Source organism: Melioribacteraceae bacterium (assembly GCA_019638015.1).
In the GTDB taxonomy this organism is placed as follows: domain Bacteria; phylum Bacteroidota; class Ignavibacteria; order Ignavibacteriales; family Melioribacteraceae; genus JAHBUP01.
The window spans coordinates 3563623-3587521 of sequence record JAHBUP010000001.1 but is presented as its reverse complement, the minus strand read 5'-3'; the positions used below and the strand labels follow the sequence as shown (position 1 = coordinate 3587521).

Here is a 23899-nt window from a genome sequence, read left to right as displayed (position 1 = left end):
ATCGAACATGAAAAAATTTATCCTTATCGTCCTTGTGATTTCATCACAAATCAATTCCCAAAATTTTACTGGGGGATTCAACTTTTATCTTCCTTCCACCGACACCACGACTCAAAAATTTTTACCAAAATTTCCAAAGCAGACCATTGGGGATAACGATTTTGTCTCAATTGATTCTGAAGGAAAATTTAGTGTTAATGGAAATAGAATACGGTTTTGGGGTACTAACAGTGGTGCCGATGCCGCGTTTCCTCCAAAAAATATTGCGGGATTACTAGCGGGCAGATTAAGAAAATATGGATTTAATCTTATCCGTCTTCATCATCTCGATAACCCCTGGTCTGATAGAAGTCTATTGGGAAAAACATATACACGTGAATTAAATTCAACCTATCTCGATCTTTTAGAAAATTATATTGCTGCACTGAAGCAGAATGGAATTTATATTAATATGAATCTTCATGTATCGCGGACATTTAGAATCTTTGATCAGGTTGCTAACTATGATTCTCTTCCCGAATTTGGAAAAGGAGTTAATTTCTTTGATCCCTATATAATATCCTTACACAAGGAATATGCGAGACAATTATTAACTCATGTAAATCCTTATACCGGAAAATCTCTCGTAAATGACCCGGTGATGGCTATGGTTGAAATTACAAATGAAAATTCTTTATATCGAATGTGGCGCGATAATCAGTTAAAGCCTATCAATAAAGGGGGAAAACTTCCGACAAGATATTCCAAAATGCTTGATAGTTTATTTAACAATTTTATTTCCCAGAAATATAACTCAACAACCGCTTTACAGTTAGCTTGGAGTAAGGGGGTAAAAAATAGCAGTTCATCAGAACAAATTAAAAACGGAAGCTTCGAAACAAACACTACAAATTGGATTTTAGAACAGCATTCTCCAGCAAGCGGAACAATTTCGGTTGATAACCAAAATACATTCAGAGGAACAGGCTCATGCAAAGTAACGGTTACAAATTCTTCGGGAATCGATTGGAATATTCAATTTAAACAGCAAACAATCACATTAAAAAGAGATTCACTCTATACGGTATCATTTGCAATTCGCGCAGATTCCCCAAAAGAGATAAATGTTTCTCTGATGAATGATCAGAGTCCTTGGAATTGGTATGGGGGAAAGTCATTTACTGTTGGCACTAATTGGGACGTTTTTACTTTTAGTGTTAAGGCTTCAGAAAATAATGCCGGGCATGCAAGACTTTCTTTTGCACTTGGAAAAAGTACCGGGAGTTTTTGGATCGACGAAGTGAGCGTTGCATATGCAAGTGTAGTTGGATTAAAGGAAAATGAACAAATTGAAAACAGAAATATAGCAAGATTGGACTATGCCGATTGTCCAGGATATTCTCCTCAAAGAGTGAGGGATATGTCGGAGTTTTATATTGAAGTTCAGCGGAATTATTTTAAGGAAATGTTAGCATATCTTAAAAATGAACTGGGTGTAAAAGTCCCTATTAATGGCTCGAACTGGAATGTTGGTCCTGCTGATTTAGCTTCAATGAGTGATGCCGATTATGTAGATAATCATTCTTATTGGGACCATCCGAGTTTTCCTAAAGAGCCCTGGTCATCAATTGATTGGACTGTAAATAATACTCCGATGGTTAAAAATTCCGAAGGAGGAACAATTCCGGCTTTATTTACGGGAGTGCCGGAAGTTGGAAAACCATTTACTGTTAGTGAATATCAGCATCCTTTCCCAAATCAATATCATATTGAATCTACAGTATTTTCACTCGGCTACTCGGCTTTCAACGATGCCGACGCGCTTATCTATTTTGCTTATGACGAACCATATGAGTGGAACATCGATAAAATTAATGGGTACTTTCAAGTTAACCGTAATTCAATTCTTATGGCGCAGTTTCCTTCTGTTTCCCACGCATTCAGAAGTGGATATATCAAACCTTCAGTAAGTCCCATTGAGCTTAGTTTTACTCGCGATACTCTATATTCAATTCCCGGGAATGATGCAGCTAATTGGAACGGGTATTCATTTTTTGATAGAAAGATTGGACTCAAACATGCAGTAAAAGTTAAAAAATATTTTTCTGGCTCAACTTCTAATTTTAACACTCTGCCTAAAGTAAGCGGTCCGATTTTCCAAACTGATACCGAAGAGATAATTTACAATACCACCGATGGAATGATTTCTCTAAATACTGATAAGTATATTGGAATTGCCGGTTATCTGGTCAACTCTAAAAATATTGCTAACACTAAGCTACAGATTCTCGATCTGAACAATTCTGATTTTGGTACGGTAAGCTGGATTAGTTTGGTTGATAAACCTCTCGAAGATTCAGAATTATCATTGATCACGATTGGGTCTAAAATTCAAAATACCGGCATGGTTTGGAATACTACCAATACTTCAATAAGCAATAAATGGGGAAGCGCGCCAACTCAGGTATATCCTCTAAAAGGAAAAGTGTTGGCAAATATTAATGCAGATTCGATATATGTTTACCCTCTCGATGAAAGAGGAGCAATAAAAAGTTCGTTGAAAATTAAACTTCTGCCAATTGCACCGAACAAATTCCAAATTTTGTTTGATCAGAGCAGAGATGTTACTTTATGGTATGGTATTGAAAAATTTGGCGATGGTACAGTCAGCAATTTAATTGGTGAAAAATCTTTACCGGATAAATTTGAACTTATGCAAAATTATCCAAATCCATTTAATCCCGAAACAGTAATTAGTTATGTAATACCAACAGGCGCAATTAATCATAAAAATTTCTCGTCAATATCATCTCACCGAAATGATAATGTTCATGTATCATTAAAAGTATATGATATTCTTGGGAGAGAAGTCGCAGACTTGGTGAATGAGGCACAGTCTCCAGGAACATATAGTGTGAAGTTCACAATTAGTTCATCTCTCTCTACCGGAATGTATTTTTATCGTTTGCAAGCGGGGGATTTTGTTTCGGTAAAAAAAATGATGCTTATGAAATAGCATGTTGATTGCCTTATTAATATTTATAAGAATTACGGCAAATCCTTTATCAAATCTATTTCAAAAGAGACTTGTGACATCGTCGGTCAATCCGATGTTTGTAATTTTTACAACCCACCTATTTTTAACCATTGCATTTATTCCAGGTTGGCTCCCTCTTTTTATGAGAGGTATTCCAGTTGAATTCTATTTTTATCTGACTCTTTGCTCCACCTTATCTGTATTAGCAAATGTATTGATTGTAAAAGCATTGGCAGTGGGACAACTATCTGTGCTGGGACCGATCAATTCATATAAATCGGTTGTAAGTATTTTTGTTTCATTTTTCTTAATTGGAGAACTGCCGGGTTTTTATGGATTTATTGGAATCATACTGATCGTGTTTGGAAGTCACTTTATTGCGGATAAAAATGCGAAAGGTTTTTCGTTAATAACTTTGTTTAAGGAGAAGAGTGTACAGTATAGAATTGGTGCATTAATTCTTTCCGCAACAGAAGCAGTGTTTCTCAAAAAAGCATTAATGCATGCCGACCCATTTTTAACTATGTCGGCGTGGAGTGCCGCCGGATTAATATTCTCATTAATAGGTTTATTAGTTCTATCAAATACAAGTATCGTTGAATTGAGAAGTTCATTAATTTCAAATAAATGGTATTTTGTTGTATTGTTTTTGAGTACCGGATTAATGCAATTAACCACACTTTTCATTTTTGAAAGAATGAATGTGAGTTATGCACTAGCATTGTTTCAAATATCATCATTAATAAGTGTTTGGATGGGTTATAAATATTTTGCAGAAACGAAAATAAAGCGAAAGTTTATAGGATCTATAATTATGATTGCTGGGGCAGTGTTAATCATTCTGTTTAATCATTAAAGAAGCAGAGACGCGTAATCTGCATCTCTGCCATCTCTATTTTAATCGATTTCGTTTTTAACTATTACTTCTTTTTTTCTTCCTTTAAGAAAAAGTGCAACAATTAATACCACAATTATTCCAATCAGTAGTATATATACCCAATTGAAAGCTCCACCCGGTGCAACTTCGGTTTTCCATCTACCAATTTTTGCGTCAATAGAATCTTTATTCGCTTCGCTCATCATACTGTTTTCAATTAGTATTGGAATCCAAATTGGCTCTACTGATTTGAAATAGACACTATCAATAAATGTGTTATAAACCCTTTCTGACTCAGAAGAACTTTTAACTTTTTGATTCTTAATTTCATCATCAATAAATGATGAAACACTATTGAAAAATTGTTCGCCGCTTTTGAATGGAAGCAACGCAAGTTGTTTTTCTCTGAATAATCGGTTTACCTGTCCCCACATTTCATCATTCAATCTCATATTCCAATCAAGAAACATATTGTCGATGTTGGCAATGTGAGAAGCCTTATCTCTTTTACTCATATAAATGTCGGCAAGCTTCGGCCCAACTTGTCGCCACACTTTATTAAAATCGCGGTACTGTTTTTTCATCTCAGAAAGATCTTCGGGAAGCAACTCGGTTACCTTCATAAATTGCACATTGTCGGCAATCGTTCTTTCTACATTATAAAAAAGATTTCCATTATCAACGCGTTCAAAGATTGATTGTTTTTCAACATCATTAAGTGTGGTTGGATATTTTACAAATTCGGCAAGTAGACTATCCACAATACCGCGAACTAATTCATCGCGCTGAGCTATATTAGCTTTTAACTGAGCAACGAGCTTAGTTAATGAAGCTATTGTTTGAGCATCTTTTGTGGCATTAATTTGTAGCAGCCTTATTTGAGAAATTAGTCCTTCATTCTTAATGCTTATTTCAGAGACTTTATCTCTCAATACTCCAACCTCAGTTCGAAGCTCAACAATCTGTCCAAAGTCGCCTCTTCTGATTCTTAAATTTTGTTCTATTCTAGCGAAAGAGGTAGACCAATCATCGGGATAAAGAGAATTATCAATTAATGTTCTAGATGGTGAGTATTCAGTCTTTAGTTTTATTATTTCATTTTCGACTATATCGCAATCTTCAATTGAAGCTGCATCTTTAATCGATTGTTCAATTAATGCTAATTTTGTTTTGAAATTTTGAATTTTCTCAAAATCGGACTGTGCGATTACCGATGAGATCGCAGCAAACATTAATACTGACAAAAACAGTTTCTTCATAATATTACCTCACAATTCCTTTGCTGTTCAGCAGATACTTCTTTGTACCATCTATAATTTCAATATTGGGGGATTTTTGATTTATTATTGGAGAATTTAGGCTTTGTTCAGATATTAAAATTTTATTTTCAAGTTTCAATCCCGATTCAACAGGAATAAAAACATACACATTTTTAAATCCGGCTCCAGTCATAAAATAAAATCCAGCTTTATCGCGAATTAATCTAACTTCTTTTCCGTTATAAGAATTCGAGTCGGCGAATTCCGCATAAAAAAGTTTTTTTACGTTGAGATTAAATGAATACCGTTTTTCCTCAACATTACCTTTTCCATCTACCTTAAGCACATTTTCGATTGGCCATGCAAAATCACCTGGTTGTAAAACCAATGATGAACAGGCGGCTAAAACAATAATACTTAGCAGACCAAGTGTAACCTTTAGCCTCATTTTTACTCTCCCAAACTTTTGTTACAAACTTAACTAATTGGAAAGTGATTTGCTTTAACCAAAACTTATCTTTACAATTATTTAAATATTTTTTGGCTTTAATGAATCCCTGGAGTTCACTTAGAAAAATACCACGGAATATTTGGTTAATATCATTTGCCACTCTTATTAATAGAAGCGGAACAATGGTATTACCCTATTTGGTTCTTTACTTAACCCGAAGTGAAGGAATAACCCCCTCAAAGGCTGGAATAGTTCTATCGTTATATGGAGCGGGAGCATTAATCACATCTCCATTTGTTGGAAGACTGAGCGATAAAATTGGCTCGATGCGTATTATGAAATTCTCTCTTCTATTTACTTCAATAACTCTAGTCTGCTATTCATTTGTTCATGAGTATATTTTATTCTTAATTATAACATTAATTTTGTCTGTAATTAGCGAAGCATTCCGCCCTGCAAATCTTTCTTACATTTCAATTGAATCTTCCCCGGATCAGAGAAAAACAGCATTTGCTCTAAATCGTCTTGCGATCAATCTTGGAATGAGCATTGGCCCGGTTATAGGTGGGCTTCTAGCTATGGTCGATTTTTCTTTACTGTTTTACGTTAATGGGTTTTCAACATTTACAGCATGGGTTTTTTTAATACTCGCTAAGTTTGAACCGCATGCTTCAATCAATAAAGAAATGAGTGAAAGCGTTACAAAGGAAGATGTAATAGAGAAAAATCACAGAAGTATATTAAAAGATAAAAACATACTTCTCTTTTATGTTGCGCTGGTTCCGGTTATGATTGTATTCTTCCAGCATATTGGCGCGTTCCCATTATATCTTGTTCATGAACTAAAACATACCGAAGTGATATTTGGATTATTGATGGCGGTTAATACAGTGCTTATAATTTTTATTGAAGTACCACTAAATAACGCGATGAGTAATTGGAGTGATAAAAAATCATTGGTACTTGGATCAATTTTGTGCGGTCTCGGTTATGGAGCTATGCTTATTTCTCCAGAATTATGGTGGATAATTATAACAATAGTAATTTGGACATTTGGAGAGATGATTTTCTTTCCAGCGAGCGCATCATATATTTCACTGGTATCGGATGAATCACGCAGAGGTGAATACATGGGATATTTTCAGATGACTTTCAGTTTCTCCTTTATGATGGGGCCTTGGTTCGGGACAATGCTTTTTGAGAACTATGGTGCGGGATCAGTATGGACAGTTTCGTTATTATTATCAATTATCTCCGGATTTATTTTCATGAGAATTCGGACTTCATAAATATTAATTAGATTTGATTCAAATATTTCTTAATTTCATCACGCACATCAATAACAATTTAGAAAGGTAATTCAATGAAAGTAATTAAGGGCACAATCACAATCCTTATACTTTTTTCATCAGTATTACTTATAGCTCAAGATCAAGCCGAAATGATGAAGAAATGGCAGGAAGCAATGAGTCCGGGGCCGATGCATCAATTATTGGCCAAAATGGTTGGCGATTGGAAAGTAACCACCAATATGCCTAACCCTATGACAGGCGAAGAAACGCCAACTATTGGGAGTGCGAAAATCGAATCTCTGCTTGGAGGCAGATATTTCAAGACAACCCAAAAAGGAGAAATGATGGGAATGCCATTTGAAGGTATTGGCATTGACGCTTATGATAATGTAGCAAAAGAATTTATTACAATTTGGATTGATAATATGGGTACTGGAATAACTACCATGAAGGGGAAGATGAATGAAACAACAAAGCATATCGAGTACAGTGGAGAAGGTTTAGACCCGATGACCGGTCAACAAATAAAATACCGATCAGTAAGTAGAATAATTAATGAAGATAATCTCGAATTTGATATGTTTCTATCTCAGGATGGTCAAGAAATGAAGATGTTCAATCAAAAATATGAGAGAGTAAAATAATTTTTTAATCTGGTTGATTGTAAACCGCATCAAAATTAAGCAGAGTTGATTAAAAATCGGCTCTGCTTTTATTTCTTTTTCTTCTCTTTCAAAAACCCATATTCTTTAATGTGCTTGTATGCGAGAAATCCAACAGCACCTACTTGAACCGCACCTAAAATTGCTTTTAACTCTTTAAGGTTCTGTGATTCAGCAAATTGCTGTTTAAGAGGATTTAGTACACTCATAGTAAAGTTGTTTTTGATCGGGTCGTTTTCTATTGAATTAGATATAAATAATTTTGCGGCAAGCAATGCGCTCGAAGAATCATAAATCATTGGATTATTAAAAATGCTATGGCGGGCAAATTCATCAAACTTCATCTGGTCTTCAGCATAGCTATTAAAAAATGAGGAAAACCCGTTTTTTATTTTGAGGGTATCTTTAATCGTTGGTTCATGCAACAATTTAATGTTTTGAGGAAAGAGTAAAACCGGAAAAACAAGTAAAAAGAATAAACTAAATATTGTTGTTTTCATCGACGTCAAAATCTTCATCTTCAAAAAGATCGGTTTCGTCAAAATCAAATTCCTCATCAATTTCCTTGGGATCAATATCTTCTGTGATATCCCCATCTTCATCACTTTTTGTGGGTTTTTCTTCTTCAACTGCAACATAACTTTCGGCAGGAGTATAGTAACTTCCCCCAGAGTAATTATCATCCATTCTATCCATAACTTGACCAAGAATTTCATTAGTCAAATCAGTTTTCATTTCAGCAGTATCGGGAGTTTGATCCATGTCCAACTTGTCCATTGCAACATCGGTACTTTCCCAAAGCTTTATAAAATCTTTTCTCTCAAGCTTGGATAACTGCTTTCCGATCTCATTTTCGATTACAAGAAGATCGGATTGATCCCACGTAGTTTCAGAGTAGAGCTGATCTTTTAAATAATCCCAGAAAGATTTCCCCTTTTTTTCTGGTGAAGGATGTTTCTTTAATGATGAGATAACTTCCCCGACAATTTTTTTCATTGATGCTGCCATAAGATATCCTAAAATTGTTGCTGCAATAAATTAGTAAATTTTAATTAAGTAAATAAGTATAAAATTAATTCTCCCTCATTATCGAAAGTATCAGATGATTTCTTAAATGATAATAAAATAAATAATTTTTATGATTACATTTAACTGTTAAAAAATGCCCCTGTATTTCAATGGATAGAATGCGAGCCTCCGGAGCTCGAGATGTGGGTTCGAATCCCGCCGGGGGTACTGCTTTAGAATTCATTATATTTTTTTTCTTATACTTTCGAGGGAATAATGATTAAAAAGTTTTTTATAACAACCATTATTGCAATATCATTTTACACAGAAACTTCAGCCCAATTTAAATTTCCATTTCAAAATCCAAACCTAACTATTAACGAAAGAGTTAGTGATTTGATTTCTCGAATGACTCTTGAAGAAAAAGTTTCGCAGATGATATATAATGCCCCCGCAATAGAAAGACTTGAAATTCCTGAGTACAATTGGTGGAATGAATGTCTTCATGGTGTAGCTCGGAATGGATTGGCAACTGTATTCCCTCAAGCTATTGGTTTAGCGGCAATGTGGGATATAGATTTAATGTATAGAATTGGAGTAGCAATTTCCGATGAAGCTCGCGCAAAACATAATATTGCATTGTCTCAAGGTAAAAGGGGAATTTACCAGGGTTTAACATTCTGGAGCCCTAATATTAATATTTTTAGAGATCCCCGCTGGGGAAGGGGTATGGAGACTTATGGAGAAGATCCCTATTTAACGGGACAACTGGCGATTCAATTCATTAAAGGATTACAAGGAAATGATCCTCGTTATTTGAAATTAGTTGCTACCGCAAAACATTTTGCTGTACACAGCGGTCCAGAACCGGAACGTCATTCTTTCGAAGTAAGTGTGAGTGATTATGATTTGTGGGAAACTTATTTACCGGCATTTAAAATGTCGGTCATTGATGCTAAAGTAGAAGCAATTATGTGTGCTTATAATAGTCTTTATGGAAATGCTTGTTGCAGTAACGATCCACTGCTAAATATTATTCTGCGAAAAGAGTGGGGATTTAAAGGTCATGTTGTTTCTGATTGCTGGGCAATCGCCGATATTTGGCAGCATCACAAACAGGCAAAAGACGCGGCTGAAGCATCTGCAAAAGCTGTGAAGGCTGGTACTGATTTAAATTGTGGAGTGTCATTTAAACATTTAGTTAAAGCAGTAAATGATGGTTTAATTAGGGAGGAAGAACTGAGCATTCCTTTACAAAGATTATTTGAAGATAGAATAAAATTAGGAATGTTTGATCCGCCAGAAATGGTCCCATATTCAAGTTACAATCGTAAACAACTTGATACTCAAGAAAATAAAAAATTAGCACTTGAAGCAGCGTATAAATCATTAGTGTTGCTTAAAAACGAAAATAATATACTTCCACTAAAGAAAGATATAAATACATTAGCAGTCATAGGTCCAAACGCTAATGACGAAGAAGTTCTTTATGGTAATTATAATGGATATCCATCGGATCCAGTAACCCCTTTGGAAGGTCTGAAAAGAAAATTCCCGGATAAAAATATTATTTATGAACCTGGCTGTTCTATAGCGGAAAATATTTACTCGTTCAATTTTATTCCTTCGAATTGTTTGTTCACTGATAATGATAAAATACAAAATGGATTAATTGGAGAATATTTTGATAATCTTGATTTCAATGGAGAGCCCTTATTTAGTCGTGTGGATAAAGAAATACATTTTAATTGGGGTGACGGATCACCATTGGAGAATTCTAATCAATTTTCTGTAAGGTGGAGTGGCTATTTAGTACCTGAGAAATCGGGGAAATATGCGCTCGGCGCGTCTGGATTAGATGGATTTCAGATAACATTCGAAGATTCAATTCTAGTAAAATTTGAAACCACCCATGGCGCTCATAAAGTTTATAAATTAATTGAACTGAATGCGGGGCAACTATATAATATTAAACTGGAATTCAAAGGATCGAACAGATATTCATTTATCCAGCTGCTATGGACCAATGTTGATGAAAATATAGAAGAGAGAGCATTAGAAGCAGTACGAAAATCAGATGTGGCAATTCTCTTCATGGGTTTATCTCCCCGGCTCGAAGGGGAAGAGATGGATGTGAAAGTAGATGGTTTTAGGGGGGGTGATAGATTAAATATTGATCTTCCAAAATCACAAGAAAATTTACTTAAAAAAATATATGAAATTGGAAAACCAGTAATTCTTGTTTTATTAAATGGAAGTGCTCTAAGTATAAACTGGGCAGATCAAAATATTCCGGCTATTCTCGAAAGTTGGTATGGTGGGCAGGCCGCAGGTACCGCTATTGCCGACGCTTTATTCGGCGATTATAATCCGGGAGGTAGATTACCAATCACATTTTATAAATCTGTTGATCAAATTCCTCCATTTATAGATTATAGTATGAAGGAAAGAACGTACCGCTATTTTACACAAGAACCTCTCTACCCATTTGGTTATGGACTGAGCTATACTTCATTCCAATATTTAAATCCAAGTCTAAATCAATCATCAATTAGTGATGGTGAAAGCGCGATTCTCTCAGTTGATGTCAAAAATATAGGCAAAGTTGACGGGGAGGAAGTTATTCAATTATATATTAGGGGAAGAGGAGTTGATAATAATAGTGCCATCAAAACATTAAAAGGATTTCAGCGTGTGCACATTAAAGCGGGGGAAGCAAAGAATATTAAGTTTGAGATAAACAAAGCAATGCTCGAGGAATTTAAAGAGGGTAAAGGATTCGCTGCCGATCCTGGCGTGTACCAAATTATGATTGGTTCCTCCTCGCGCGATGAAGATTTGAATATCGTAGATGTTGTTCTTAATTGAGCCGTAATATTTTATTGATGTGCATATGATAAAAAATACACATAGTTGATTATAATTTATCAAGAAAAATTAGTTAGATACTCAAGTGACTGGAAATTTTAAGGAATAAATTTTTTCATCATTTAAAGAAGTGGAAATTATTTCCGAAGTTAATGTAATTATAACAACAAGAATTATAAATAAACAAAAATTGTTATTAAATTGGGACTAATCCTTGGTATAGAGATTGCTGTATGATTCCATTAAATCCTTTTAAGTAAATGAAAATTATTACAGCAAGAGTTGGCAATCGGAATTTATTAGTTCAATATTCAGCGAACGTTAAAATCTCCGAGATCAAAAAAGATTTCCATGAAAAAAAGTTAAGCACTAAACAATCAACTAAATATTCCGGTTATCTATTCTTTACGCTAGATCAAAATGGGAGAAAAAGCATTTAGTTCACGCCACGTCAATTGTTCGCAAATTCATTTATTGAGTTAACTCAAATCACTAATAATTATTTTGCAATAACACTTATTTGTTATAATTTAAGCATCAGCAATCACAATATGTAATTATAGTTCATTCTTTAATTTCAGAGTTGGAGGGGTAAGTGGCACGAGAAATTAGACAAGATCAAATCTATTTAGACAAACTATTAAAATTAATTCCCAGCGAAATTATTGCAGCATACCTTTTTATTCAAAATTTAATTGCTGACCAACCGGTGGTAATTGGAAATATCGATTATCAAATTATAGTTCTGTGGCTAGTTGTGGGTGTGTTCATAATTGTTACGCCAGTATATTTAGTGAATGTACAGCATGTTTATAAGATGAATCAGATCGTTTTAAGCAGCATCGCATTTTTAATTTGGACTTATTCACTTGGCGGGCCATTTCGATTAGAAGGATGGTATAATCCACAAATTGCAGCAATATTGTTGGTGCTTTGGACTTTAATCACGCCAATATTTATTAAAACAACTCCGGCGCGAAAACCAAAACTGAGTAAATAGCAATCGAATATTTCGGTTTTCAACATAATCATTTTTAAATCCGGCAGAGGATCATATGAAAACAAATTTTTTTAGTAAATCATTCCTTCTTTTTATCATCATCTCTATTTCGGCATTTACTTTTTTTACTACTGAGTTAGTCAAGATCACCAAAAATGATATTCCTTTCGCCGAAAAAATTATTGGTCTCGAATTCAGCGATGCCGAGCGTGATTCGATGGCTGACGCTTTAAATGAAAACCTAGAAAGTTTTATTAAAAATCGTCAACTTTCCCTTACAAACGAAATACCTCCGGCAATCTCATTTAATCCCCTCCCAATTGGTTTTTCGATTTCACAAAAACAAAATAAACTGATTTTTAGTAATTATACTTCTGTAAAATTACCTGCCAACATTAATGAGCTTGCATTTTATTCTATCGGAGAACTCGCACAATTAATTAAAACCAGGAAAATATCATCGGTAAAATTAACCCGCTTCTTTATTGATAGACTGAAAAAATTCTCTCCAAATCTGTTTAATGTAATTACAATTACCGAAGAGAGAGCTTATGCTGAAGCAGAAAAAGCGGATTTAGAAATTAAATCGGGCAAATACAGAGGAATGCTGCATGGAATTCCATATGGCGTAAAAGATTTATTATCAACAAAAAATTATAAAACTACCTGGGGAGCTTCCCCATTTAAAGATCAACTAATAGATGAAGATGCTGAAGTAATAAAAAAATTAAGTAACTCGGGTGCTGTTTTAGTTGCTAAATTTTCGATGGGGGAACTTGCTTGGGGAGATGTATGGTTTGGAGGAATTACTAGAAATCCGTGGGATACTACAAAAGGATCGAGCGGCTCCTCAGCTGGTTCTGCATCGGCTGTATCGGCTGGATTGGTCCCATTTGCGATTGGCACCGAAACATGGGGCTCAATTGTTTCTCCTTCAACTGTATGCGGGGTAAGCGGACTGCGGCCAACTTATGGAAGAGTAAGCAGAACAGGTGCGATGGCATTAAGTTGGTCGATGGATAAAATTGGTACAATCTGCAGAAACGTGGAAGATCTCGCAATTGTTTTTAATTCCATTTATGGGAAAGATATAAAAGATCAAACATTAATAAACGCCCCATTTAATTATTCGCACAAAATTGATTTCAGCAAATTAAAAATTGGTTACCTAAAAAATGATTTTGACAAAAAGTATCCATTTCATTCTCAAGATTCTGTTGCCCTAAAACAATTGGAGAAATTAGGAGCTAAGTTAATACCTATTGAATTGCCAACGATAAGTAATTATGATATTTCTTTTATTCTGACTGCAGAAGCTGGTGCAGCTTTTGATGAGCTAACAAGGTCAAATAAAGATGATCAGTTAGTAAGGCAAATTAAAAACGCATGGCCGAATGTGTTTAGATCATCCAGGTTTATACCTGCGGTTGAATATATAAATGCGAATAGAATTAGATTTTTATTGATTCAGCAAATGAATGAAATGATTAAAGATTTGGATTTTTATGTTTCTCCATCATGGATAGGAAATAATTTATTAGTTACAAATTTAACCGGTCATCCGAGTGTAGTAGTTCCTACCGGTTTTTCAAAAGCAGGTACACCAACCAGTTTTACATTTATAGGTAAATTATTTGATGAAGGAACAATAATTGCGGCCGCGAAAAAATATCAGGATGAAACCGCGCATCATAAAAAACATCCTCCCTTATTCAGTAAATAATGGAATGATATGAGTGATGAAAAAATTAGTGACAAAATTTTTATCAGTTCTCTTACTAATTATTTATTCATGTAATGTAACAAGAGAACTGGAGCCGGAGCCAATCTTTAACCCGGATTTGGATCTCTTAGCTTATTGGCCCTTTACCGGAAATGCAAATGATATGAGCGGACATAATATACATGGTACAGTAAATGGAGCCATTTTTGTCGATGATCGGTTTAACAATCCATTCAGCGCATTCTATTTTGATGGACAAAGTTATTTGAAGTTTGATTTTAATCCTGAGCTGAGCTTTATTCATGAAAGTACTACAATTACACTTTGGGTTAAAGGAGATAATTTTGATAGAAGCGCAAAAATTATTAATAATGGTCAAACGATGTTTGCCTATCCGCCAAATACCGGTTACTCAATAAGAACAGTGAAGCAGCCTATGTATCAAACAATATCGGGTCAAACAGAGATTTGGTTTCACTTAATAGATATTAACGATAAGAGGGAGTATGTTGGATTTCCGATTAGTGAGCTTCCATTAAATAAATATTTTATGCTCACGGCAGTTTTTGAAAGATCAAAAGAATATTCCACCATGAAGATATTTCTAAATGAAAAATTAATGGATTCAAAGAAGGTGGTGTTGGGAAATATTGAGACATCACAGCCCGTCTCGATAGGAGCATTATACCGATACGAGCATTATCTTATTGATGATTCTTTTAAAGGTACTATTGATGATGTTAGAATTTACAATAAAGCTCTAACTCCAAATGAAATTATTCAACTGTATAAGTTGGTAAAATAAATTCTGATTTTTATTACACTTTTATTTACTTTTAAGCAGAAATATATCCCTTCCTCCATCCATCACAAACTATGGAGGCTGCAATGAAACACATGACGTCGTACGAAAAAGCGCGCGCCTATCTTCAAAAGCATTCTGAGTTCGAAGAATTACAAAACATCGTAAAAAAAAATCCGGGTCCGGTAGTAACAATATCCCGCGAAACTGGAGTGGGCGCACCTACAATTTGTAATAAGCTTTGTGAGTATTTAAATAGTTTTTCTGTTAAGCATTATAATCACTGGACTTACTTTGATAAAGATTTAATAAACCGTGTATTGGAGGATCATAATTTACCAATTCATTTCAAAAAGTTTTTAGAAAACGAGAAACCCCATACACTCGATTCTTGGTTTAATGAAATGCTTGGTATTAGTCCCTCAAAATTGGCTCTATTAAATAAAACTAAGCAGACTATACTGCATCTTGCTCATTATGGCTGCTCTGTTATAGTTGGGCGAGGTTCAAATATCATTCTTAAAGATTATCCTAAGGCTTTGCATGTACGATTAGTGGCCCCACTTCAATTTAGAATTGAAACCGCGATGAAATTGTATGAGATCGATCGCAAACAGGCAGCTGAATTTATTGTGAAGGAGGATGAAGCTCGAAAAATGTACCTTCTCAAATATTTTCATAAAGATATAGAAGATCCCCATTTGTATCATGCCGTAATTAATACAAACATGCTGGGTTTTGATGAGATTGCAGAGATGATTGGACATTGTGTGATGCGTCGATATGAGCATTATTTTGTCCAATCCCATCTACAGATTGAAAATGATTTAATGGATAGATAAAAATTAATTGCCCTAATGTACATAGCACATTATTTTAGCGATTAGATTTGGGATTAAGTTTTTAAAATTGTTAAGCTTAATCCCTTTTTCATTTTTAATAATATGGGAGTATATATGAGTTTTCGTAAAATCTTTGTTGGGATCTGTACTCTTCTTGTAATTATTTCAAGTCCTCTTCTACCACAGAAAAATCAGATCGAAAAAATTGACTCTTTTATTGTTAAGTCGATGGATGACTGGAAGATGCCTGGTTTTGCAGTTGCAGTCGTTAAGAATGATTCTGTTATTTTTTCAAGAGGATATGGATTTAAAGATTTGCGGAGTTCGGAAAGAGTTGATGAAAATACTCTTTTTATGATTGCTTCCTGTTCAAAGGCATTCACAACTGCGGCAATAGCTACTCTCGTTGATAGAAAACTAGTTAATTGGGATGACAAGGTAATTAAATACCTGCCCGATTTTCATATGTATGATCCATGGGTCACTAATGAAATTACTATAAGAGACCTTGTTACACACCGGAGCGGGCTTGAGACATTTAGCGGGGATATACTTTGGCTCGGTTCAAATTATGATTCAAAGGAAGTGATTAGAAGAGCACAATATCTTAAACCTACCTCAAGTTTTAGAAGTAAATATGGTTACCAAAATATAATGTACAGCGTGGCGGGAGAAGTAATTACAGCTATTACTGATACTTTGTGGAGTGACTTTATTAAAGCACATTTCTTTGTTCCATTAAATATGAATAGAAGTGTTACTTCATTAGCGGATATGAAAGTAAGGGGAAATTATGCTCAGCCCCACAAAATCAAAAATGGAAAAGTTGAAGCTTATCCTGAATTTTATTCTATAGAAACTGTAGCTCCCGCCGGTGCAATTGTTTCTTCTGTTGCAGATATGACTAATTGGATTCGACTTCAATTAAACAAAGGCAAAGTTGGTGATAAAACTGTATTTAGTGAAAAACAATCAGCCGAAATGTGGCTAAACCAAACTCCTGTAGGTACAAATAATTACGGATTGGGTTGGTTTATAAGATACTGGAATGGGAAAAAGTTATTTAACCATGGAGGAGGAATGCCGGGAATGATATCCGATGTAACTTTAATTCCTGAAGAAAAGATCGGAACTGTTATTCTTAGCAATTACGAAACCGGAATGGTGACAGCAGTAAGAAACTACATTCTTGAAGTACTGATTAATAAAGAACCGCAAGATTGGAATAAGATTATGCTCGAAAACTGGAAAAAAAGAGAAGAGAATTTTGAAAAAGAAAACTTGCGTCGTGAAGAAGTTAGAGTTAAAAACACAAAACCCTCTCTGGAATTAGAAAAATATACCGGTCTTTATGAAGATAAAATGTATGGTAAAGCTGAAATAAGGATTGAGAAGGAAAAGCTATTTATGCAATTTTTACCTTCCCCAACAATGAAGGGAGAACTGAAACATTATCATTACGATTCATTTTATATCGATTGGGAAGATGAATTTTTAACACGGGGTTGGATTAAATTTGATATGAATTTTGACGCATCTGTAAAAAGTTTTTCGATAGAAGTACCAAATTCACCCGATTTTATATTTACAGAATTACTTTTCCAAAAGGAAAAATGAAATGGATTTTATCCTTAAAATCCTATTCATAATTCTTGTTATAACCGTTACATTAAAATCTCAATCTTACTATTCCAGTTATGTATTGAAAGGTACTTCTCTGGATATAAATCCATCAACTCAGCAAATAGGAACCGGTGAGTCGAGTGTTGCTAATAATTTTGCGAGCGGGAGTTATTTCTCCAATCCCGCCGCGATTAATGGTAAAGAGGGAATCAATTTATTTTTTAATGAAAGAAAAAATGATTGGAATACGTTTTTCAAAAATATGGCTTTTCAATCTATAGGTGCTGAAATAAATACATCATTTGGTGCCGCTGTTTTAGCATACCACAAATATTCATCGGGCGATTTAGTATATACTTCTCCATTATGGTCTATTCCTTCGGAGACTCAAAAAGATATAAATAATACAATCATAATTGGTTTTGCCGGTTCTCCAATAAAAGGATTAAGTGTTGGCGCGTCCGCGAAAATATTCAACAAAAGAAGAACGAGCAGTTTTGGTGTTAGTAACTCATTGGAATCAAACAGTCCAATTTTATTTGATCTGGGAATTTTATATTCCTTCAATTCATTTATAAGTAGTGATAGTTATACGGATCAATTAAATATTGGCTGTGCATTTCAAAACTTTGGAACCGATTATGAGCAAAACGAACATATTTATAATCAAGGATTTGCTAAAGTAAAGCTCCCCCGATTTGCGAGAATTGGCTTCGTTTATAATGCAAATATGGTATTGGGGGCAAAAGTTAGAGCCAAGACAAATCTGATATTTTCTGGGGAGTATAAAAATTTATTAAATCCCGGAAGCTCTGAAGGGAGCAGGAGAGATTATTGGAGTTTTGGTGTTCAGGCGGGATTGTTTAAAACTGTATATCTTAGACTTGGTGCGGTGAACTCACCAGAAAAAAATATTCTTTACGATTCTAAAAAATTCCTCTTTAGATATGGAGCTGGAATTAATATACCATTTGTTGGTTCACTGTTTGGATTGCCAGTTGATATAGAATTTAATTATTCACTAATTGAAATAAATAACATTTCTATTTATAACCTTGATGGCACACAAAATAATGGGAAAAATTCCCTAGCTTCCTTTGGAGTTTCATTAAATATAAACAGAAGATTATTTTAATATTGTGATAAAGTCATTCCATTTTGCACTCAAATCTTTTTCGTAGATTCTATGTATTGCCTATATTAGTCTCAACTAATATTATTACATCATGAAACTAAAATATTTCGCCTTAAATATATTCATTCCTCTTTTTCTCATTTTTAATACTTCTCAACTTTTCTCTCAGTCAAAACAGAGCTGGCGGCTGTATGATGATACCGAAGTGATGATTATTAAAGTTACAATGAAAAGCGAAGACTACAGCTGGATGGTTTCCAATCCCAGAATTGATTCTTTGCATAATTGTTCAATTACAATAAAAAATAAATATATAGACACAACAGTTACCGATGTTGGGATTAGAGTAAGAGGAAATACTTCTCGTGATTCTAGAAAACTATCTTTCAAACTGTCATTTGACGATTTTATCCCGGGAAGAGAATTCCTTGGAGTCGATAAGCTTAATCTCAATGGGGAACATAACGATCCATCTATTTCAAGAGCGAAAATTGCGTGGGATATTTTTCAGATAGCTGGAATAACCGCGAGCCGGGCATCTCATACTGCCCTATATATAAATGATATTTATCAAGGTTTATATATTTCGATTGAGCATATCGATAGAGAATTTCTTAAAAAGAATTATGATGATGCATCAGGTAATTTGTTTAAATGTTTATATCCTGCCGATCTCGTATATCAACAGGGAATGACGGAAAACTCACTTAAGTATACTAAGTCATACCCGGCTTATGAATTAATGACCAACCAAGATGAGGATGATTATTCTCAACTTTTTCGATTGATCAAGATTGTTAACAGTAATACAACAAATTTTGCCGATTCAATTGATAATATACTTTTTGTTGATGAGTATCTAAAATATCAGGCAATGAATTTGCTGATGGGTTCGTGGGATGATTATTGGTCGCTGAATAATAATTATTATCTCTATTATGAACCGGCTTTTGGGAAGTTTAGATGGATACCTTATGATTATGACAATACTTTCGGAATTAGCTGGTGGCCTATTGATTGGGCAAATGCTAATCCTTATGATTTTCCAAAAGTTGTACAGGGTAAACGCCCGCTTGCAGAAAAATTAATGGCTCATCCGGAATACCGAAATCTTTATACTCACTATTTAGATTTTTACTCTAAGAATATTGTAAACATTACAAATCTTAATAAAAAGATTGACGATATTCGCAATTTAATTACACCATTTGCGTTAAATGATCAGTATCGAACATTGGATTACGGATTTTCGACCGCCGATTTTTTCAATTCATTTACTTCTCTTGAAAATCAACATGTTAGAACCGGAATTAAACAATTTATTGATTTACGCTCAAAATCAATTCAGTCTCAATTAAAGTATGTCAATTCAAAACCTGTTGTATATAAAATTCATACCGAGCCAGTAAATCCTTCACCGAACGATTCAATCACTGTTTATGTTTCAGCATTTGCGCATGAAGGATTAGCAAAAGTTGCGCTTGAGTACCATCCCGGAATGCTAACAGTTATTTATTTTCATGAAATGAAATACGCGCCAGTCCCCAATACTAAAATTGTTGACGAGGCTGATCGATATAAAGTAACACTTCCGCCATTGGGAAAAAATGGTTTTGGCAGATTTAAAATCTATGTTGAAAGTAATGGAGGAAGTTTTGCGAGATTCCCATTAAATAGTTTTGTTGAAGTTAAGAATTCAAGTGCACAGTTTACTACAGGGCTCGCCATCAACGAGATAATGGCAGATAATAAAACAAGCATTCAAGATCCCGCTGGGGATTATGATGATTGGATTGAAATTCATAACTATGGCACCACAGCAATAAATTTAACAGGTAAATATTTAACAGATAAAAAAGATAACCCGACAAAGTGGAAATTCAATCAAGAGGGTTTGTTAATAAATCCAGGGGAGTTTTTAATTATTTGGTGCGATGAAGATCAAGATAAAAACCAGGCAGGAATTCATACTAACTTTAAATTATCGGCTGATGGAGAATTTATTGGAATTGTTGAAGAGGATGGTGTTACATGGATTGACTCAATTTCGTTTCCCAAACTCGATGCGGACAAATCATATGCAAGAATTGTTGATGGAACCGGCAGCTGGGAAGTAGGTTCTCAAACGCCTGGCAGATCCAATAAAATTACAACAGTCAAAGATGAAAAATATATTCCTAGTAGATTTAGCTTTGATGTATTTCCAAATCCTTTCAATCCTGAAACAACAATCCGTTTTTATGCACCGGAACTTTCTGATATTCGTATTCATATTTTTGATATCTTAGGAAAACTTGTATTTAACAACACACTATACAATATTAATCCAGGTATGCATTCTCTGATTTGGAAAGCAAAAGATAACTACGGGAAAATGTTGCCATCAGGTAATTATTTTGTTAAACTCTCATCTACTAATTATTCTGAAATAAAAAAAATTGTTTTAATTAAATAGGTAATTCTAATGAAAAAACCGGCACAAGATGAATACTCAAGTTTTTATTCGGGGTACATTAATTCACTTCCCGAAACCGATATTCTAAAATTAATCGCTGATCAAAAAACAGAACTGATTGCCATTTCAAACAATATTAATGAAGAAAAATCAAAGTATAGGTATGCAGCCAATAAATGGAGCATCCGTGAATTGATTGGACATTTAATTGATTGCGAGAGGATTTTCAGCTATAGAATTTTGAGATTCTCGAGAGGGGATTTACAAAATGAGCTTCCCGGTTTTGATGAGAATGTTTACATAGCAAAATCTAAGTATCATGAAACAGAATTTGGTAAATTAGTTGAGGAACTTATATTACTGAGATCGGCAACTGTTATCCAATTGCAGTCATTAACCGAAGAAGAGGTTAATTTCTGGGGAGTAGCCAATAAAAATAAAATTACTGTCCGTGCACTAATTTATATAATTGCAGGACACACAAATCATCACATCTCAATTCTGAAAGAAAGATATTTATAGAGAAGGGGAAATATGTCGTTATTAGTAATTGCATATCCGGAAATTGAAAAAAGTGATTATGACTGGATTCAAAAAATAAGAGCTAAGGATGACGAAAAGTATTTCAATTTAGTAAAGCCACATTTCACAATAGTTTTCCCGGTAAAAAATATTTCCATTAATACTTTTGAAAACCATGTAAAGAAAGTAGCTCAACATTTTAATGAATTCTATTTTGTTTTAAGATGTGCCCAGATTGTAAAGGATTCATTTAGTGATTATACCGATGTGTTTTTAGTACCGGAGGAGGGATACCGTATTTTCTTAAGATTACACGATATGTTATACACAGAAATATTGGAAAAAGAATTGCGGTTTGATATTCCCTTCATACCACATCTTGGTATAGCCAACAGCCTCGACCCCATTCAATGCAGAGATCTCGCTGAAAGGTTAAACTCAAATGGAATTGAAATTGTAGGTAAAATATCAACTTTATCTATTGTAGAATATGATTTGAAATCAGTGCGGACTATCAAAGAAATTAGTTTATAACCCACACTTATTTGTAACTTAAACTGGTTCATTACGACTAAAGAGTAGAATTGTTAAGAATAAGAGATCCAAAAGTTGATTAAACAAATAAAAAATATTGATTTGGAATTACTATTCTGGGTTGGCGGGTTAATTTATCTCCTGCTTATAAATCCATTTGAAGAACAACTTTTTACGCTTTGTCCATTCCACAATCTTGGAATACCTTGCCCAGGATGTGGTTTGGGAAGGTCAATTTCATTTATTTATCATGGCAATTTTATTGATTCATTTAATGCACACCCGCTGGGATTTTTTGCTTTAACAATAATACTTTATAGAATTGTACAACTAGTTTCGAATTTATTTAATTCTTACAAAACTAAAAATGAGGTGAGTCATGGCTAATGTATTTGAACTACTGCCGGAAATAATGGGGGAAGAACAAATTTATATTTCTAATATTTTAAAAAACTTAGACGATAAACAGGCTTTTCAATTTGCGAACGTGTATAGAAGTAGAAGAAGAGATCCGCAAGTAATTCTTTTAGTAACATTAGTAGGCTTTCTCGGAATCGCAGGCATTCAAAGATTTTTGGTAGATCAGATTGGTCTTGGGATTGTGTATCTATTAACTGGCGGGCTCTGCCTAATTGGAACTATTGTGGATTTAGTTAATTACAAAAAAATAGCTTTTGAGTATAATCAAAAACAAGCAAACCAAATTGCTATGATGTTGAAAAATTTATAACGAATAATCTTCTTTTAATTATGTTTTGTTTGTAAGTTTGTCCAAGTAAACGACTATATTTAATCATGTGACAGTCATATTATATAATATCTTCGTTTATAATTATAGTACAATTTATTAAGGAGTTAGTTAATGGCAGAGCGAGAAAACGGAACCGTAAAATGGTTTAACGCCACCAAGGGTTTCGGTTTTATTGAGCGTGCACAGGGCGGCGATGTTTTTGTTCATTTTTCTTCTGTTAAACAGGAAGGTTTTCGCTCCCTTGAAAAAGGTCAAAAAGTGGAATTTTCGGTTGGTGACGGACCCAAAGGACCTCAGGCTCAAGATGTTGTAATTGTAAAATAAGGAATAATTATTTTACAAAATTACCCCGCTTTGCGGGGTTTACTTTTTTAAACAGCGCCCTTAATTATCTCTTGAATAATAGGTTTCAATCCACTAAACATCAATTCAACTGCTATAACCATTAGTATTAATCCCATTATTCTCATCAATACTTTATTCCCATTTTCACCTAATAAACTTAAAATTTTGCGGCTGCCAACAAGAAATAAAAATGTTATTAGCAGAACCAATATTACAATTCCGAAAAAGATAAATTTCTCGGTAACATTTTGTGTGTCATTAAAAAGTACAATGGTTACAGTAATTGCACCAGGTCCGCAAATAATCGGGATCCCGAGTGGTGTGATAGCAAAATCGTTTACAAATTCTGTAATACTTTGCCCCTCTTCCTTAATTCTGCTCATTTTTGCTTGAAGCATATCGTAACCCGACATAAAAAAAAGTATGCCTCCCACTATTCTTAATCCATTTACCGATATATGAAAAAACTCAAAGATAAAATTTCCTCCGAAAGCAAAAAGTGCAATTATTACAAATGCAGTGATTACTCCTTTACCGGCAATCTTTGCAACTTCCCCGGTGTTCATTTTTGCCGTGATAGTTGAAAATAGTGGTATAACGCCAAAAGGGGTAACCATCGTAAACAATGAGGTAAATGCAAGAAGTGAGAATTGTAATATTCTTTCCATTAATTATTCTTTCTAATAGTTGCAGTCCAATTAGTTATTTACATTGAAAATAAAAGTTTATACAAT

General features: G+C 34.2%; 22 protein-coding genes and 1 tRNA gene. 18 read left to right on the top strand and 5 right to left on the bottom strand.

Annotation, left to right across the window (positions count from 1 at the left end; translation table 11 throughout):
- The first annotated feature begins 7 nt into the window (after positions 1 to 7).
- Together KF816_15370 and KF816_15365 are read left to right on the top strand one after the other, a co-directional pair.
- Positions 8 to 2995, top strand: coding sequence for a carbohydrate binding domain-containing protein (locus tag KF816_15370; GenBank protein MBX3009399.1), 2988 nt, complete (start codon positions 8 to 10; stop codon positions 2993 to 2995).
- Between the two features lies 1 nt (position 2996).
- The gene (locus tag KF816_15365; GenBank protein MBX3009398.1) at positions 2997 to 3872 is read left to right on the top strand and encodes an EamA family transporter; all 876 of its coding nucleotides are present in this window, start codon (positions 2997 to 2999) and stop codon (positions 3870 to 3872) included.
- Between the two features lie 41 nt (positions 3873 to 3913).
- On the opposite strand, the gene KF816_15360 is transcribed toward KF816_15365, so the two are convergent.
- Together KF816_15360 and KF816_15355 are read right to left on the bottom strand one after the other, a co-directional pair.
- The gene (locus KF816_15360) at positions 3914 to 5152 is read right to left on the bottom strand and encodes a hypothetical protein (protein ID MBX3009397.1); all 1239 of its coding nucleotides are present in this window, start codon (positions 5150 to 5152) and stop codon (positions 3914 to 3916) included.
- 4 nt (positions 5153 to 5156) lie between these two features.
- Positions 5157 to 5600, bottom strand: a complete 444-nt coding sequence (locus tag KF816_15355; protein MBX3009396.1) for a hypothetical protein — start codon at positions 5598 to 5600, stop codon at positions 5157 to 5159.
- Positions 5601 to 5692: 92 nt separating this feature from the next.
- Here KF816_15355 and KF816_15350 point away from each other — a divergent pair, with 92 nt between their 5' ends.
- A complete protein-coding gene (locus KF816_15350; protein MBX3009395.1) occupies positions 5693 to 6892 on the top strand; it encodes an MFS transporter in 1200 nt (399 codons plus the stop codon).
- A 74-nt stretch (positions 6893 to 6966) separates the two neighbouring features.
- Positions 6967 to 7539, top strand: coding sequence for a DUF1579 domain-containing protein (locus KF816_15345; protein ID MBX3009394.1), 573 nt, complete (start codon positions 6967 to 6969; stop codon positions 7537 to 7539).
- A 68-nt stretch (positions 7540 to 7607) separates the two neighbouring features.
- Here the strand turns inward: KF816_15345 and KF816_15340 are convergent, their stop codons facing one another.
- Both KF816_15340 and KF816_15335 read right to left on the bottom strand, forming a co-directional pair.
- Complete coding sequence (locus KF816_15340) at positions 7608 to 8057, bottom strand: hypothetical protein (protein MBX3009393.1); 450 nt, start codon at positions 8055 to 8057, stop codon at positions 7608 to 7610.
- Positions 8038 to 8553 (bottom strand): hypothetical protein, encoded by a 516-nt coding sequence (locus tag KF816_15335; protein ID MBX3009392.1) that lies wholly within the window; start codon positions 8551 to 8553, stop codon positions 8038 to 8040. The genes KF816_15340 and KF816_15335 overlap by 20 nt, the downstream gene beginning before the upstream one ends.
- A gap of 168 nt (positions 8554 to 8721) precedes the next feature.
- Between KF816_15335 and KF816_15330 the strand changes: the two genes are divergently transcribed.
- The 14 genes from KF816_15330 to KF816_15265 all read left to right on the top strand — a co-directional run bounded on the left by KF816_15330 (position 8722) and on the right by KF816_15265 (position 23144).
- Positions 8722 to 8793: transfer RNA gene (locus KF816_15330), tRNA-Arg, on the top strand.
- Positions 8794 to 8841: 48 nt separating this feature from the next.
- A complete protein-coding gene (locus tag KF816_15325) occupies positions 8842 to 11433 on the top strand; it encodes a glycoside hydrolase family 3 C-terminal domain-containing protein (protein MBX3009391.1) in 2592 nt (863 codons plus the stop codon).
- A 595-nt stretch (positions 11434 to 12028) separates the two neighbouring features.
- Complete coding sequence (locus tag KF816_15320; GenBank protein MBX3009390.1) at positions 12029 to 12433, top strand: hypothetical protein; 405 nt, start codon at positions 12029 to 12031, stop codon at positions 12431 to 12433.
- A gap of 55 nt (positions 12434 to 12488) precedes the next feature.
- Positions 12489 to 14156: an amidase gene (locus KF816_15315; protein MBX3009389.1), complete on the top strand. Its 1668-nt coding sequence runs from the start codon at positions 12489 to 12491 to the stop codon at positions 14154 to 14156.
- A gap of 16 nt (positions 14157 to 14172) precedes the next feature.
- Entirely contained in the window at positions 14173 to 14961 is a 789-nt protein-coding gene (locus KF816_15310; protein ID MBX3009388.1) for a LamG domain-containing protein, read from the top strand.
- Positions 14962 to 15044: 83 nt separating this feature from the next.
- Complete coding sequence (locus KF816_15305; protein MBX3009387.1) at positions 15045 to 15800, top strand: cytidylate kinase-like family protein; 756 nt, start codon at positions 15045 to 15047, stop codon at positions 15798 to 15800.
- 114 nt (positions 15801 to 15914) lie between these two features.
- Positions 15915 to 17417 carry a serine hydrolase gene (locus tag KF816_15300; GenBank protein ID MBX3009386.1) on the top strand — a complete coding sequence of 501 codons (1503 nt, stop codon included), beginning with the start codon at positions 15915 to 15917 and terminating at the stop codon, positions 17415 to 17417.
- A 1-nt stretch (position 17418) separates the two neighbouring features.
- Positions 17419 to 18558: a hypothetical protein gene (locus tag KF816_15295; protein ID MBX3009385.1), complete on the top strand. Its 1140-nt coding sequence runs from the start codon at positions 17419 to 17421 to the stop codon at positions 18556 to 18558.
- A gap of 91 nt (positions 18559 to 18649) precedes the next feature.
- On the top strand, positions 18650 to 21013 hold the full coding sequence (locus tag KF816_15290; GenBank protein ID MBX3009384.1) for a CotH kinase family protein: 2364 nt from the start codon (positions 18650 to 18652) through the stop codon (positions 21011 to 21013).
- Positions 21014 to 21022: 9 nt separating this feature from the next.
- Positions 21023 to 21535 carry a DinB family protein gene (locus KF816_15285; GenBank protein MBX3009383.1) on the top strand — a complete coding sequence of 171 codons (513 nt, stop codon included), beginning with the start codon at positions 21023 to 21025 and terminating at the stop codon, positions 21533 to 21535.
- Positions 21536 to 21547: 12 nt separating this feature from the next.
- Positions 21548 to 22069 (top strand): 2'-5' RNA ligase family protein, encoded by a 522-nt coding sequence (locus KF816_15280; GenBank protein ID MBX3009382.1) that lies wholly within the window; start codon positions 21548 to 21550, stop codon positions 22067 to 22069.
- A gap of 75 nt (positions 22070 to 22144) precedes the next feature.
- Entirely contained in the window at positions 22145 to 22456 is a 312-nt protein-coding gene (locus tag KF816_15275) for a DUF2752 domain-containing protein (protein ID MBX3009381.1), read from the top strand.
- Complete coding sequence (locus tag KF816_15270; GenBank protein ID MBX3009380.1) at positions 22449 to 22799, top strand: TM2 domain-containing protein; 351 nt, start codon at positions 22449 to 22451, stop codon at positions 22797 to 22799. Before KF816_15275 ends, KF816_15270 begins: the two co-directional genes overlap by 8 nt.
- Positions 22800 to 22931: 132 nt before the next feature.
- A complete protein-coding gene (locus tag KF816_15265; protein MBX3009379.1) occupies positions 22932 to 23144 on the top strand; it encodes a cold-shock protein in 213 nt (70 codons plus the stop codon).
- Between the two features lie 47 nt (positions 23145 to 23191).
- Here KF816_15265 and KF816_15260 read toward each other — a convergent pair whose 3' ends face one another.
- Positions 23192 to 23833: an NAAT family transporter gene (locus KF816_15260; protein MBX3009378.1), complete on the bottom strand. Its 642-nt coding sequence runs from the start codon at positions 23831 to 23833 to the stop codon at positions 23192 to 23194.
- Between the last annotated feature and the right edge of the window lie 66 nt (positions 23834 to 23899).

Bases quoted from the DNA above. Each gene is read 5' to 3' on its own strand.
- KF816_15370 (MBX3009399.1), top strand. From the start codon at position 8: ATGAAAAAATTTATCCTTATCGTCCTTGTGATTTCATCACAAATCAAT.
- KF816_15365 (MBX3009398.1), top strand. From the start codon at position 2,997: ATGTTGATTGCCTTATTAATATTTATAAGAATTACGGCAAATCCTTTA.
- KF816_15360 (MBX3009397.1), bottom strand. From the start codon at position 5,152: ATGAAGAAACTGTTTTTGTCAGTATTAATGTTTGCTGCGATCTCATCG.
- KF816_15355 (MBX3009396.1), bottom strand. From the start codon at position 5,600: ATGAGGCTAAAGGTTACACTTGGTCTGCTAAGTATTATTGTTTTAGCC.
- KF816_15345 (MBX3009394.1), top strand. From the start codon at position 6,967: ATGAAAGTAATTAAGGGCACAATCACAATCCTTATACTTTTTTCATCA.
- KF816_15340 (MBX3009393.1), bottom strand. From the start codon at position 8,057: ATGAAAACAACAATATTTAGTTTATTCTTTTTACTTGTTTTTCCGGTT.
- KF816_15335 (MBX3009392.1), bottom strand. From the start codon at position 8,553: ATGAAAAAAATTGTCGGGGAAGTTATCTCATCATTAAAGAAACATCCT.
- KF816_15325 (MBX3009391.1), top strand. From the start codon at position 8,842: ATGATTAAAAAGTTTTTTATAACAACCATTATTGCAATATCATTTTAC.
- KF816_15315 (MBX3009389.1), top strand. From the start codon at position 12,489: ATGAAAACAAATTTTTTTAGTAAATCATTCCTTCTTTTTATCATCATC.
- KF816_15310 (MBX3009388.1), top strand. From the start codon at position 14,173: ATGAAAAAATTAGTGACAAAATTTTTATCAGTTCTCTTACTAATTATT.
- KF816_15305 (MBX3009387.1), top strand. From the start codon at position 15,045: ATGAAACACATGACGTCGTACGAAAAAGCGCGCGCCTATCTTCAAAAG.
- KF816_15300 (MBX3009386.1), top strand. From the start codon at position 15,915: ATGAGTTTTCGTAAAATCTTTGTTGGGATCTGTACTCTTCTTGTAATT.
- KF816_15295 (MBX3009385.1), top strand. From the start codon at position 17,419: ATGGATTTTATCCTTAAAATCCTATTCATAATTCTTGTTATAACCGTT.
- KF816_15290 (MBX3009384.1), top strand. From the start codon at position 18,650: ATGAAACTAAAATATTTCGCCTTAAATATATTCATTCCTCTTTTTCTC.
- KF816_15285 (MBX3009383.1), top strand. From the start codon at position 21,023: ATGAAAAAACCGGCACAAGATGAATACTCAAGTTTTTATTCGGGGTAC.
- KF816_15280 (MBX3009382.1), top strand. From the start codon at position 21,548: ATGTCGTTATTAGTAATTGCATATCCGGAAATTGAAAAAAGTGATTAT.
- KF816_15270 (MBX3009380.1), top strand. From the start codon at position 22,449: ATGGCTAATGTATTTGAACTACTGCCGGAAATAATGGGGGAAGAACAA.
- KF816_15265 (MBX3009379.1), top strand. From the start codon at position 22,932: ATGGCAGAGCGAGAAAACGGAACCGTAAAATGGTTTAACGCCACCAAG.
- KF816_15260 (MBX3009378.1), bottom strand. From the start codon at position 23,833: ATGGAAAGAATATTACAATTCTCACTTCTTGCATTTACCTCATTGTTT.